This window comes from Pedobacter sp. KLB.chiD (assembly GCF_047040275.1).
Classification (GTDB): Bacteria; Bacteroidota; Bacteroidia; order Sphingobacteriales; family Sphingobacteriaceae; genus Pedobacter.
Genome location: NZ_CP178207.1, coordinates 3078581 through 3091835, shown reverse-complemented (window position 1 = coordinate 3091835; position 13255 = coordinate 3078581). Strand labels below are relative to the sequence as shown.

The 13255-nt window shown below is 43.4% G+C and carries 7 protein-coding genes, 2 tRNA genes and 3 rRNA genes; 6 read left to right on the top strand and 6 right to left on the bottom strand.

What is annotated here, in order from left to right; all coding sequences use genetic code 11:
- Positions 1-93 precede the first annotated feature (93 nt).
- The 6 genes from ACK1I8_RS12695 to ACK1I8_RS12670 form a co-directional block, all read right to left on the bottom strand.
- Positions 94-2127 carry a M56 family metallopeptidase gene (locus tag ACK1I8_RS12695; protein ID WP_412465742.1) on the bottom strand — a complete coding sequence of 678 codons (2034 nt, stop codon included), beginning with the start codon at positions 2125-2127 and terminating at the stop codon, positions 94-96.
- Positions 2128-2221: 94 nt separating this feature from the next.
- Complete coding sequence (locus ACK1I8_RS12690; RefSeq protein WP_412465741.1) at positions 2222-2593, bottom strand: BlaI/MecI/CopY family transcriptional regulator; 372 nt, start codon at positions 2591-2593, stop codon at positions 2222-2224.
- A 312-nt stretch (positions 2594-2905) separates the two neighbouring features.
- Positions 2906-3799: a DUF4835 family protein gene (locus ACK1I8_RS12685; protein ID WP_412465740.1), complete on the bottom strand. Its 894-nt coding sequence runs from the start codon at positions 3797-3799 to the stop codon at positions 2906-2908.
- Complete coding sequence (coaBC, locus tag ACK1I8_RS12680) at positions 3796-4992, bottom strand: bifunctional phosphopantothenoylcysteine decarboxylase/phosphopantothenate--cysteine ligase CoaBC (RefSeq protein WP_412465739.1); 1197 nt, start codon at positions 4990-4992, stop codon at positions 3796-3798. The genes ACK1I8_RS12685 and coaBC overlap by 4 nt, the downstream gene beginning before the upstream one ends.
- A 76-nt stretch (positions 4993-5068) precedes the next feature.
- Positions 5069-5395 carry a DNA-directed RNA polymerase subunit omega gene (locus ACK1I8_RS12675; protein ID WP_090988294.1) on the bottom strand — a complete coding sequence of 109 codons (327 nt, stop codon included), beginning with the start codon at positions 5393-5395 and terminating at the stop codon, positions 5069-5071.
- A 3-nt stretch (positions 5396-5398) separates the two neighbouring features.
- Positions 5399-6346: an outer membrane protein assembly factor BamD gene (locus ACK1I8_RS12670; RefSeq protein WP_412465738.1), complete on the bottom strand. Its 948-nt coding sequence runs from the start codon at positions 6344-6346 to the stop codon at positions 5399-5401.
- A gap of 267 nt (positions 6347-6613) precedes the next feature.
- Here ACK1I8_RS12670 and ACK1I8_RS12665 point away from each other — a divergent pair, with 267 nt between their 5' ends.
- The 6 genes from ACK1I8_RS12665 (at position 6614) to rrf (ending at position 12891) form a co-directional block, all read left to right on the top strand.
- A complete protein-coding gene (locus ACK1I8_RS12665; RefSeq protein WP_412465736.1) occupies positions 6614-6883 on the top strand; it encodes a hypothetical protein in 270 nt (89 codons plus the stop codon).
- A 427-nt stretch (positions 6884-7310) separates the two neighbouring features.
- Positions 7311-8832 (top strand): 16S ribosomal RNA (locus tag ACK1I8_RS12660).
- Between the two features lie 265 nt (positions 8833-9097).
- Positions 9098-9175 (top strand) — tRNA-Ile (locus ACK1I8_RS12655).
- Between the two features lie 81 nt (positions 9176-9256).
- Positions 9257-9333 (top strand) — tRNA-Ala (locus tag ACK1I8_RS12650).
- A 427-nt stretch (positions 9334-9760) separates the two neighbouring features.
- A 23S ribosomal RNA gene (locus ACK1I8_RS12645) occupies positions 9761-12636 on the top strand.
- A 143-nt stretch (positions 12637-12779) separates the two neighbouring features.
- A 5S ribosomal RNA gene (gene rrf, locus ACK1I8_RS12640) occupies positions 12780-12891 on the top strand.
- The 16S, 23S and 5S rRNA genes sit together here with 2 tRNA genes alongside, the layout of an rRNA operon.
- Positions 12892-13255: the final 364 nt, after the last annotated feature.

Below are 13255 nucleotides of genomic sequence, written 5' to 3'. Positions count from 1 at the left end.
CAAAAATATTAAAATTTATTCAACAGGACTCTACAAAACAAAAACAGCGAAGAATAATCTTCGCCGTTCATGATCTGTTTGGTTTATCTGGTGTTATTTGATCAAGATATTAATTACGTTATCGTTATCAATTTTTAAGCTGGGTGTTTGAACATAAGTTTTTATTGCCAGTTGATCTGCACGGTTAAAATCTGATTTCTTATAGGTTATAACAGCATTTACTGCATTAAGAGATTTATCCAAGTTTTTAAAATCCTGGTTTTGGTATATCATCCCTCTCGGATTAATCTGTGAGCTTTTGTTGCCGTTTTCTACCTTTTCTTTTTTCTCTTTCTGCTCTATTTTTTCTTTTAGTTCTTTTACTTCCTTATCAAATTTTTCTTTCAGTTTTTTATACTCTTCCGTTTGTTTTACCTTACTGTTAGCGTCATCGTTAAATTTTAAAAAAATGCGATCCGAAAGCTCAAAACCTTTGGCTTTAAATAATGAGTCGGCACTTAACCTGTTCAATTTGGATAATCTCGATATTTCCTCTGATTTCAAAGTATTTGTTCTAAGATTTTCAATCTGGGCCCTGAATTCTGGTGTGTTCATCTTAGCTGCCATATCCTCACCAATTTTTTGCCACCTCGCCTGTGCCTCCGGTGAACCATATTCTTTGGCAATATCTTCCCCAAACTTTTTCCATTTGGCTAGTGCTTCCGGAGAATTATATTCCTTGGCAATGTCTTCGCCCATTTTTTTCCATTTCGCCTGTGCTTCTGGCGAACCGTATTCTTTAGCGATGTCTTCCCCAAATTTTTTCCATTTGGCTTGTGCTTCCGGCGAGTTGTAGGCCTTATTTATTTTGGCAATTAACAGCGAATCGTTGAATTTAAATTTAAAACTGCTATCCAGATGCAGTTTGTAGATATTTTTGCCTGCAAACAGTTCGTCCCGGTAAAGATCTTTCCTTAGGCTATCTGGCATATCTTTTACCGAATTATATTCAGTTTTTTTACCATTGGCATCAATGGTTACAATTTTAATTTTACGTTTTTTAGTGGTATCCGTGTAAACAACAGTTTTCAGATTGTTGTGGTTTATTATACTTAAAACTTCAGTATTCGTTTTTTTAGTATCATTTTTATTTTCTGTTGGATTGATCCAGGCAATAGAAAACAGGCAGGCTACTCCTAAAGTTAAGGCTGCCATTTGCTGTTTGGCGTTTAAATAATTTGTTTTCATGTTGGTTATTCTTTTTATGCGTTGATATAAATTCTGGGTTTTGCCTGTCGCTGCCAGTGCATAGGCCGGACTGTTTTTGTCTTTTAACAGTTCGAGTTTAAGCAGGGCATGGGCATAATTCAATGGTTTTCCGGTAATTTTTACGACTAAGTCATCACAGGCATGCTCGCGCTCAATATGGATAAACTTACCTGCCATCCATACAAATGGATTATAAAATAATATCGTTTCTATAGCCGTTTTGATCAGGTTCAATAAGAAGTCGTTTCTTCTGATATGTGATAATTCATGAATGAGTATCGCTTCTACCTGATCATTGTCTAATTGATTGACCAGGGCCAGTGGAAATAGTACCACAGGTTTTAAATAACCGATAACTAAAGGCACGTTAACGATAGAAGAAATGTGAAACCGAATAACTTTGCTGATTTTAAGTTGGGCAGTTACATGCTCGAAAATAATTTTCCAGCCGTCGGGAATTGCACTTAAACTTTCTTTTTTTAGTTTGGAAAGCTGACCATAACCTTTAATAATAACAAATAACTGAAGTAAAATGCCAATGGCGTAGAAGATCACGATAACAGGGAAGTATTGTTCTGCCCTGCTGCTAAAAGTTGGCGGGAGGTTGTTCAGATACTGGTACACCTGTATATTTTGGGCATTAATTGCAGGTGCCGGAGTATTTACATTCAAGGTTAATTGATGAACGAAATTGTAGCCAAAGCCAACAAACATTAAAACGATGGCACTAAAAGCAAGGTTGTGCTTATGTTTTGCTGCCAGCTTCGGAATGCTGAGCATGATGATAAACAGGATACCATAAACGATGGCGCTTTGCCAAAGTGAGTTTATAATACTCCAGCCAAATGCTTTAATGAACTGTTGTAATAAAGTTTCCATAACGGTGGTTTTAATTTTTAAACGGATATCATCCGAAAATTTTGATATTTATTAGGGATCCAAACCCTACACCTTCCAACCCTGAGCAATAGCCTTACTTTAGGCTATCTAAATATTTTTTTATTTCGTCAATTTCTTCTGCACTAGCGCTGTGGTTACCCAAAGCCTGCATCACCAATCTCGCTGCCGATCCGTTAAATACATTATCGATCATTTTGTTTACCAGCTGTTTTTCCGTTTTATCCCGACTAACAAGTGCTTTATAAATGTGTGTTTTTTGGGTAGTATCTCTTTCTACCATACCTTTCTCATGTAAAATCTGCATCAGTTTTAACGTAGTGGTATAACCTGAGTCTTTTTTATTCAATGCCTCATGCACTTCCCTTACCGTTGCATTCCCCTTTTGCCAAAGCACCTGGAGGATTTCCATTTCACCTTCAGTTGGTTTGATGTGATAATTATCCATATGTTACAAGTTGTACGAATTATTTCGTAAACAAATGTACGAAGATATTCGTAATCTCAAAATATTTTAACAAATTTTTAACGGTTAATCGTCGAAAGGGACTAATTGGTTAACTGCGTCTTACGAAATTCCTGATAATAAGTCCTATCAGCAACTTTTAGACATTAAGAAGGAGTGGCTTTATTGAAACACAGCGACTACTTTACTGAAAAATAAGCTAAAGGTTAATCGGTTAACGGTTCCAAAGGGTTAACGGATAAACTATGCTGTTACAATTAACCGATTTAACAATTAACCTGGTAACCCATACGATTAATTCTTCTTCAGCAACTCGTACTTGCCAATATTCGCCGGATCAATTTCTGCCAGCATGTTATAGGCTTTCATTCGTTCTTGTCCGTTAAGTTTAGAAAGCACATTGGTTACTTCTTCGGCTTTGGCAGCGAAGTAAACATTAGGGAAAATAGACCCTAATTTCTGCTTATCCATTTGCTGTAACGCAGGTAGGGCCGCAACAATCTGCGTTAAGCCTTTATCCTGATCAGTTAGATGATCCAAGCCGCTTAAATGATAACTGTAAATGAAATTGCGCAGTTCGAAAAAAACGGGATTTAAAACATTTTCGTTAAACCAAAAACGGTTACGTAAGCCATCAACAGCTCTCCAGCCGGTATTGCCGGAGGCCTGTGCCAGGTTAACAATGTTCTGTGCCTTTTTATAAAAAGGCGTGCCGCCCATTTTGCTAAAACTATCTTTGTCCATTCCGATGATGGTGTAGGCCCAGTAGGTAAGGAGTGCACTGATATTGGAAATGTAATTTTGATCAGAGAAGTCGATTGTAGCCCCATCGTTGAAATTAAAATCGAAATTTTTATCGCTCATATTTAACAAAGTGCTATTGTAAGAGCTGTTAAAAACCGGTCGGCTGCTTTGGATCTGCGCTTCAGCAGTATAACCAGAGCCACCATCCCATGAATTGATGGTGATGACGAAACTGCAATCTATACGTTCCTGTGGCTGATAATTTTCGTTGCTGAATTTGTTGTTGTTCAAAAAATCGCGGATTGTTTTTTGCAAAGCATCTAAAGTTGATTTACTGATGTTCGAAACCTGTGGAGCCAGCAAAGTTACCCTTGCATTCAGCTCTTGAGCCTGTAGCTTTCCAAAACCAACAAATAACAATATCCAAACAATCTTTTTTATCATTTTGCAATTTTTAAAATGGCAGTACAAATATCTTTGGCAACAGCAGTTTTCGATTTCATTTCAAATACAGTCCGTTCTAAAGCTTTGTTAAAAATAGTAATTTTATTGGTATCTGATTTAAAACCCGCGCCCTTATCATTCAAAGAATTGAGTACCACAAGGTCTAGATTTTTCTTTTCCAGTTTGCCTTTGGCATAATTCTCTTCATCGTTGGTTTCCAAAGCAAAGCCAACCAGAATCTGATGCGATTTTTTTGCTCTACCAAGAGAAGCAAGTATATCTGTTGTTTTTTCCAGTTCCAGAAACAACCCGCTATCCTGTTTTTTAATTTTTTGGGTGGCGATCTGTTTAGGGCGATAATCGGCCACAGCGGCGCACATTACGGTAATATCGGTTTCTGCAAATGCAGCAATACAGGCATCGAACATTTCTTGTGCACTTACTACATCAATTCTTTTTAAACTTTGTTCGGCTTTTTGTGCGGTTGGTCCGGCAATTAAAGTTACATCAGCACCCAGTTTGGCCAGTTCATCAGCCAGGGCAAAACCCATTTTGCCTGAAGAATGATTGCCTATAAAACGTACCGGATCTATGGCTTCGTAAGTGGGGCCAGCAGTAACCATTACTTTTTTACCAAACAGGGGCAACGATTTTTTAATAGCATTATCCAGGAATGAAATAATTTCTTCCGGTTCAGCCATCCGGCCTTCACCCCAAAGCCCACTGGCCAGTTCGCCATTGGCCGGAGCAATAACGGTATTGCCAAAACCGATCAGCCGCTTAATATTACTTTGGGTGGTTTCGTGTTTCCACATATCCAGATCCATAGCCGGAGCTACATAAACCGGGCATTTGGCGGAAAGATAAACAGCTGTTAATAAATTGTCGCAGATTCCTGTTGTCAGTTTTGCTAGCGTATTGGCACTTATTGGTGCGATGATCATGAGATCGGCCCATAAGCCGAGTTCAACATGATTGCTCCATACACCTGTTTCTTCCTCGAAATATTGTGTGTAAACCGGATTTTTAGAAAGCGTAGCAAGGGTAAGTGGTGTAATGAAATTAGCACCATCAGGAGTTAGAATAACCTTTACGTTTGCGCCAGCTTTTACGAGTAGCCGAACCAAAAATGCCGACTTATAAGCTGCGATGCTACCGCAAACGCCAAGGATTATATTTTTATTTTTTAGCATAATGCGCAGAGTATAAGGCATGGAGCATAGAGCGTAGTGCTAAAACGCTTTGCCCTAAACGCTATGCGCTTTGCAATTACTTTTGTTCTTTAGCAGGATTTCTGTGATAAACTTTTCCATTCAAAAATTCATCCATGGCAACCAGAACAGGTTTTGGCATACGCTCGTAATGCTTACTGATTTCAATCTGCTCACGGTTTTCGAAAATTTCTTCCAAATTATCGTTGCTAGAAGCAAATTCTGCCAATTTACCGTGTAACTCCTCTTTAACGTTGTTCGAGATCTGATTTGCCCTTTTGGCAATTACCACTAACGATTCGTATAAGTTATCAGTAGTTTTATCTAAATCGTGTACGTTTCTGGTTACTGTAGTGTTTGGTACAGCAGGTTTGTTAGTATTCATCTATTACTTGTTTTTAATATCCGTATTATCTGCATTAGTTGGTTTTACAGAAACGGTATCCTTTAATTTACCGGTTCTGATCAACATCTGCTTGTATTTTTCCTGATCGGCAGCATATAATGCCAATTCTCGCTTGGTTGTTACTATGCCTGCCTCAACATCACTTTTAAGCGCCTTCGCCTCTTTGGCAAATTTACTGTCAGGATGGTTCTCCGTGAATTCGGTATATAAAGCAAGCGCTTCATTGTAACGGTCTTCCTGGCGGATGATATAACTGTTTTTTGCGTATAAGTATTGCGCTTTAATCATCAGGAAATCCATTTCCTCAGCATATTTAATATCTGGGTAGTCTCTTTGCGCATTTTTCAACGCAATAACAGCTGCCCTGTAGTTATCTACATTACTAGGCCCTGTAGTTAAATACATTTTAGCATTCTCAAAGGCTTTATCTTCTAACTTTCCCCTTAACACCGCAATATATTTGCCGGCAGCAGCAGCGCGATCGCTGGTAGGGTATAAGTTAATGAATAATTGTAACGCATCAATAGCTTTATAAGTATTTTCCTGGTCTAAAGAGTAATTTGGCGATTCTAAATAATAACAGTAGGCAGCCATATATCGTGCTTCTTCCGCATTTTTACTTGCAGGATAGGTATCGGCAAAACTTTTAAACTGGTATCTCGCAGTGGTGTAATCACTTAATCTATATAGTGTGTAAGCATAGTAATAGTTCAGGTCTTCAGCTTCTGCACGGCCACGATATTTTTGAGAAAGGTCTTCAAAAAGTACTAATGCCTTACTATAGTCGCGTTTATTATACAAACGCAGTGCCTCCTGGTATTTTTTTGCAACGTCATTGCTCGCCCTTAATTTCTCGAAACGACTTTTACAGCCCGCAATACCCAAAGCGGCAATAAATACTAAAATAATGAAGTGTTTAACTTTAAACATTCTGCAAAGATAATTAATAATACGATAACATCAATAAAAACAATTGGCCGCTAAGCTATGCAAAGCAATTCAGTACAAATATACAGTTAACAAATTTTAACATATAATATAATAGGTATTGTCGCTTGTGACCAGAACGGAACTTCGGAAGTTTAGCGGGTTTCTCCACTCCGGCCGTCCTGCAGAACTTCCGCCCGGCCGGGGGGCAGGATCTTTCACTGTACCGGATTCCCTGGTTTTTATGCTCTTCAAGATTTAAAAGACAGGATGAAACAGTTAATCTTCCAAAAAGTTTGGTCATTGGCTAAACTTTTTTCCGTTGAAAACCATGGTCTTACGTCAAATCCTGCTTTAACCGCTTCAAAAGCTTTGCCGTTGCAGATATTTTTTCTACTTTTGCATCCCGCTTCGGAGGAAGGGGTTTTGGTGAAAGGATGGCTCTGGGCGATGGATGGCAGGATTTATTTTAAAATAAATATTGCGGAAGCGGAAAAGATTGCTACCTTTGCAGCCCTGTCCGGAAGGAGGGAAAGCTGAGTAACATCGGCATATTGAAATAAAGGAAAGATAAAAGAGAGGGCTGAAAAAAATAAAATTTATTTTATTTGGAAGTTTAAAAAAGATGCTTACCTTTGCACTCCCAACAGAAACGAAGGGGAAAAAAGACCGGAACGGCGGATGCCGGGAAGAGAGAAAAAAAGATTGAAATGAGCTTGAAAACAAGGGAAGGAAAACGACCCCAACCAAAAAGCGAATCACAATATATAAAGACGGGCCGAGAGGCAACAACAGTCGATAAGTTCTTAAAAGAGATGTCAATGTAGCGTAGCGGGGTTAATGGAGTACTGATCAAAGTACATGATTATTCTGCTTTATTTTAGAGGTGGTGTCTAACAGACAACATAAAAAAAGAAGACCATTTTTAACATGGTTAAAAACTGGTCAGAATTGAACAACACATTTTACAATGGAGAGTTTGATCCTGGCTCAGGATGAACGCTAGCGGCAGGCCTAATACATGCAAGTCGAACGATATTTTCCAGCTTGCTGGGAGAGAAAGTGGCGCACGGGTGCGTAACGCGTATGCAACCTACCTTCATCAGGGGGATAGCCCGGAGAAATCCGGATTAATACCGCATAAAATCACAGGATGGCATTATCCAATGATCAAACATTTATGGGATGGAGATGGGCATGCGTGTCATTAGCTAGTTGGCGGGGTAACGGCCCACCAAGGCGACGATGACTAGGGGATCTGAGAGGATGGCCCCCCACACTGGTACTGAGACACGGACCAGACTCCTACGGGAGGCAGCAGTAAGGAATATTGGTCAATGGAGGCAACTCTGAACCAGCCATGCCGCGTGCAGGAAGACTGCCCTATGGGTTGTAAACTGCTTTTATCCGGGAATAAACCTATTTACGAGTAAATAGCTGAATGTACCGGAAGAATAAGGATCGGCTAACTCCGTGCCAGCAGCCGCGGTAATACGGAGGATCCAAGCGTTATCCGGATTTATTGGGTTTAAAGGGTGCGTAGGCGGCCTGTTAAGTCAGGGGTGAAAGACGGTAGCTCAACTATCGCAGTGCCCTTGATACTGATGGGCTTGAATGGACTAGAGGTAGGCGGAATGAGACAAGTAGCGGTGAAATGCATAGATATGTCTCAGAACACCGATTGCGAAGGCAGCTTACTATGGTCTTATTGACGCTGAGGCACGAAAGCGTGGGGATCAAACAGGATTAGATACCCTGGTAGTCCACGCCCTAAACGATGAACACTCGCTGTTGGCGATACACGGTCAGCGGCTAAGCGAAAGCGTTAAGTGTTCCACCTGGGGAGTACGCCCGCAAGGGTGAAACTCAAAGGAATTGACGGGGGCCCGCACAAGCGGAGGAGCATGTGGTTTAATTCGATGATACGCGAGGAACCTTACCCGGGCTTGAAAGTTAGTGAATGATCCAGAGATGGATCAGTGAGCAATCACACGAAACTAGGTGCTGCATGGCTGTCGTCAGCTCGTGCCGTGAGGTGTTGGGTTAAGTCCCGCAACGAGCGCAACCCCTATGTTTAGTTGCCAGCATGTAATGGTGGGGACTCTAAACAGACTGCCTGTGCAAACAGAGAGGAAGGAGGGGACGACGTCAAGTCATCATGGCCCTTACGTCCGGGGCTACACACGTGCTACAATGGACGGTACAGAGGGCAGCTAGCTGGCAACAGTATGCGAATCTCATAAAGCCGTTCACAGTTCGGATTGGGGTCTGCAACTCGACCCCATGAAGTTGGATTCGCTAGTAATCGCGTATCAGCAATGACGCGGTGAATACGTTCCCGGGCCTTGTACACACCGCCCGTCAAGCCATGGAAGCTGGGGGTACCTAAAGTATGTAACCGCAAGGAGCGTCCTAGGGTAAAACCGGTAACTGGGGCTAAGTCGTAACAAGGTAGCCGTACCGGAAGGTGCGGCTGGAATACCTCCTTTCTGGAGTAGCACCGCCTACCCGCCACGCAACATGATATTTCGAATAAGGTAGAGGGTAAAGAGGTAAAAGGCTTAAGGTCTTGATACTGAATACCTGGTACTTTATACAAAAAAAGACAAGAGAAAAAAGAAACACCCAGAAGACAACGGTGGGCATACTATAGAGGTATAGCGCAACGGAGACGAAAAGGGTAAGCCAAAAAAGGGAAGCAGTAGCGGTAAGATACTATGTACTGCGACTAATTAAAGCCTGCCTTGAAAATACAGTCCCGTAGCTCAGCCTGGTTAGAGCACTACACTGATAATGTAGGGGTCTCCAGTTCAAATCTGGACGGGACTACCATTGAAGTTGGGAGTTGGGAGAAAAGAGCCTGGAGTGATGGATACTCCAAACTGAAAACTCCGAACTCAAAACTGATACTCTGGGGGATTAGCTCAGCTGGCTAGAGCGCCTGCCTTGCACGCAGGAGGTCAACGGTTCGACTCCGTTATTCTCCACCAAAAAAGGTTGAGGGTTGTAAGGTAGAGGGTATGGGGTTAAACCTAACGCTTAAAACTGAAAACACCACAACAGAAAACAAAAAAAACAATTACCTGGATCGGTAATCTACATTGACATAAAGATTAAGAAAAGAAGAAACGCCACGGGGCACATATCAAAAAAGGTATGAAACGGTTCGAGACCGCAGTTTTTTACTAACGAAGCTGAAACGAAGCTTAGGTTGGGGAGAATGAAACCCTCCGCCTTTATACCTTCGGCCTTCAGCCTCAGTAAAGTTCTTTGACATATTGGAAGAAGTTAAAAAAGAAGAGCAAACAACAATAGGCGACTGTTGTGTTTGTGCTCTCCCGACTTTACGTCGGGAATGAGACATCATAACAAGAGCAAAAAAAAGCATACCGTGCGGCGCAAAAGGCGCACGAGTAGAAGAAAGTAAGAAAGAGTACACGGGGGATGCCTTGGCTCTCAGAGGCGATGAAGGACGTGATAAGCTGCGATAAGCTCCGGGGATCTGCAAATAGGAACTAGATCCGGAGATTTCCGAATGGGGCAACCCGGCATGTTGAAGACATGTCACATATAATGAGCAAACCTGCCGAACTGAAACATCTAAGTAAGCAGAGGAAGAGAAAATAACAATGATTTCCTGAGTAGTGGCGAGCGAAAGGGAAAGAGCCCAAACCTACCTTGTTACGGCAAAGTGGGGGTTGTAGGACTGCAACGTGGCATTAGCAAACAGAAGTGGAACGGGATGGGAAGCCCGGCGATACATGGTGATAGCCCAGTACACGTATAGAATGCTAGCCTAGCAGTATCCTGAGTACCGCGAGGTCGGAGACGCCTTGTGGGAATCAGCCGGCACCATCCGGTAAGGCTAAATACTCCTGAGAGACCGATAGTGAACCAGTACCGTGAGGGAAAGGTGAAAAGAACCCCGAACAGGGGAGTGAAATAGAACCTGAAACCGTGTACTTACAAGCGGTCGGAGCGTCCAGGTGGCGTGACGGCGTGCCTTTTGCATAATGAGCCTACGAGTTACTCTTCTCTGGCAAGGTTAAGTGCTTCAGGCACGGATCCGAAGCGAAAGCGAGTCTGAACAGGGCGTATAGTCAGAGGAGGTAGACGCGAAACCTTGTGATCTACCCATGGACAGGTTGAAGGTGCGGTAACACGTACTGGAGGACCGAACCGATAAACGTTGAAAAGTTTCCGGATGATCTGTGGGTAGGGGTGAAAGGCTAATCAAACTGGGAAATAGCTCGTACTCCCCGAAATGTTTTTAGGAACAGCGTCGGTGTTTAGTTATATAGAGGTAGAGCTACTGATTGGGTGCGGGGGAGTCAAATCCTACCAAATCCAGACAAACTCCGAATGCTATATAATATAACCGGCAGTGAGGCGCGGGGTGCTAAGGTCACGCGCCGAGAGGGAAAGAACCCAGACCATCAGCTAAGGTCCCCAAGTTACAGTTAAGTTGAACTAACGAGGTCCGATTGCACAGACAGCTAGGATGTTGGCTTGGAAGCAGCCATTCATTTAAAGAGTGCGTAACAGCTCACTAGTCGAGCGATCGGGCATGGATAATAAACGGGCATTAAACTGTACACCGAAGCTATGGGATTGAAATATATCGGTAGGGGAGCATTCCAATTGCGGTGAAGGTATCTGGTAATGGGTGCTGGAGCGATTGGAAAAGCAAATGTAGGCATAAGTAACGATAAGGCGGGCGAGAAACCCGCCCACCGAAAGGATAAGGTTTCCTGATCAACGCTAATCGGATCAGGGTCAGTCGGGACCTAAGGAGAACCCGAAGGGGAAATTCGATGGACAACTGGTTAATATTCCAGTACTTTTTATAACTGCGATGTGGGGACGGAGTAGTGACACTGCCGCGATCTGACGGAATAGATCGTTAAAGGCTGTAGGTATATCAAACACAGGCAAATCCGTGATTGATGCTGAGAGCTGATAGTACCGGGAACCTTCGGGGGACTGGATAGTGCAGGTAATCAGACTTCCAAGAAAAACCGCTAAGCTTCAGGTTATAAAAACCCGTACCGCAAACCGACACAGGTATCCGGGAAGAGGATTCTAAGGTGCTCGAGTGAATCATGGCTAAGGAACTCGGCAAAATGGCCCTGTAACTTCGGGAGAAGGGGCGCTGGCAGCAATGTCAGCCGCAGTGAAAAGGCCCAGGCGACTGTTTAACAAAAACACATGGCTTTGCAAAATCGAAAGATGAGGTATAAGGCCTGACACCTGCCCGGTGCTGGAAGGTTAAGAGGGGATGTCATCGCAAGAGAAGCATTGAATCGAAGCCCCAGTAAACGGCGGCCGTAACTATAACGGTCCTAAGGTAGCGAAATTCCTTGTCGGGTAAGTTCCGACCTGCACGAATGGTGTAACGATCTGGGCGCTGTCTCAGCCATGAGCTCGGTGAAATTGTGGTCCCGGTGAAGACGCCGGGTACCCGCAACGGGACGGAAAGACCCCATGCACCTTCACTACAATTTAACATTGACATTGGGTACAGGATGTGTAGGATAGGTGGGAGGCTATGAAGCGGTGTCGCCAGGCATCGTGGAGCCAACGTTGAAATACCACCCTTTCTGTATTCGGTGTCTAATCCCATCATTTGGGAGACATTGTTTGATGGGTAGTTTGACTGGGGTGGTCGCCTCCAAAAAGGTAACGGAGGCTTTCAAAGGTAAGCTCAGTACGCTTGGTAACCGTACGCGGAGTGCAATAGCATAAGCTTGCTTGACTGTGAGACATACAGGTCGATCAGGGTCGAAAGACGGATATAGTGATCCGGTGGTTCTGCATGGAAGGGCCATCGCTCAAAGGATAAAAGGTACGCTGGGGATAACAGGCTGATCTCCCCCAAGAGCTCATATCGACGGGGAGGTTTGGCACCTCGATGTCGGCTCGTCACATCCTGGGGCTGGAGAAGGTCCCAAGGGTTCGGCTGTTCGCCGATTAAAGTGGCACGCGAGCTGGGTTCAGAACGTCGCGAGACAGTTCGGTCCCTATCTGTTGTGGGCGTAGGAATTTTGAGTGGGGCTGACCTTAGTACGAGAGGACCGGGTTGGACCAGCCTCTAGTGAATCTGTTGTTCCGCCAGGGGCATTGCAGAGTAGCTACGCTGGGAATAGATAAGCGCTGAAAGCATCTAAGTGCGAAACTAGCCACGAGATGAGAATTCCATATAGGACCGTAGCAGACTACTACGTTGATAGGCTACAGATGTAAAGCTGGCGACAGCACAGTCGAGTAGTACTAATCATCCGAAGCTTTCAAAGCAAGACAGACTGTTGTTTGTTCTTCCAACTAACTTCTTTCAATAATATGTCATTTAAGCGCAAAGCTAAAAGAGCAAAGACCAAAGCGGATTATAGACAGCTTTAGTCCTTAGGCTTTCACCTTTCGACTTAAATAAAAATATTCAGGTGCCTATATCGGTGGTGTCCACCTCTTCCCATTCCGAACAGAGAAGTTAAGCCCACCAGAGCCGATGGTACTGCGGTAACACGTGGGAGAGTAGGTCGGTGCCAGATCTTAAAGAGAAGCCCTTCAGCAGCAATGTTGGAGGGCTTTCTTCGTTTATAGCGCTTTTTCCCTCTGGCAGAGAAAGCTTTGAGCCCGCACATAATGCTGATCTCTGCAGATTGGTTCCATCCTCCCTTTTCCATCTTACCTCTCATCACGATAGCCCTGATGGGAGCGGAATCCCTTTTGGGCAAAGAAAAAATTGTTCAACAGAAAAGGTTTCCCAAAAGGATACAGCGTACAGCAGGACCGGAGCCGGACTAAATGCACGGGAACCTGCGCTCCGGGAAAAGCAGGTGCTCTTTTAACCATAGGAAGTAAAAACTCAAAGTATTGCCCCGCAGAGGCCGTTCCGTTATCCTTTCCACCGTC

What these genes read in the sequence shown, in the direction of transcription:
- ACK1I8_RS12695 (WP_412465742.1), bottom strand. Translation starts at nt 2,127, where the DNA reads ATGGAAACTTTATTACAACAGTTCATTAAAGCATTTGGCTGGAGTATT.
- ACK1I8_RS12690 (WP_412465741.1), bottom strand. Translation starts at nt 2,593, where the DNA reads ATGGATAATTATCACATCAAACCAACTGAAGGTGAAATGGAAATCCTC.
- ACK1I8_RS12685 (WP_412465740.1), bottom strand. Translation starts at nt 3,799, where the DNA reads ATGATAAAAAAGATTGTTTGGATATTGTTATTTGTTGGTTTTGGAAAG.
- coaBC (WP_412465739.1), bottom strand. Translation starts at nt 4,992, where the DNA reads ATGCTAAAAAATAAAAATATAATCCTTGGCGTTTGCGGTAGCATCGCA.
- ACK1I8_RS12675 (WP_090988294.1), bottom strand. Translation starts at nt 5,395, where the DNA reads ATGAATACTAACAAACCTGCTGTACCAAACACTACAGTAACCAGAAAC.
- ACK1I8_RS12670 (WP_412465738.1), bottom strand. Translation starts at nt 6,346, where the DNA reads ATGTTTAAAGTTAAACACTTCATTATTTTAGTATTTATTGCCGCTTTG.
- ACK1I8_RS12665 (WP_412465736.1), top strand. Translation starts at nt 6,614, where the DNA reads ATGAAACAGTTAATCTTCCAAAAAGTTTGGTCATTGGCTAAACTTTTT.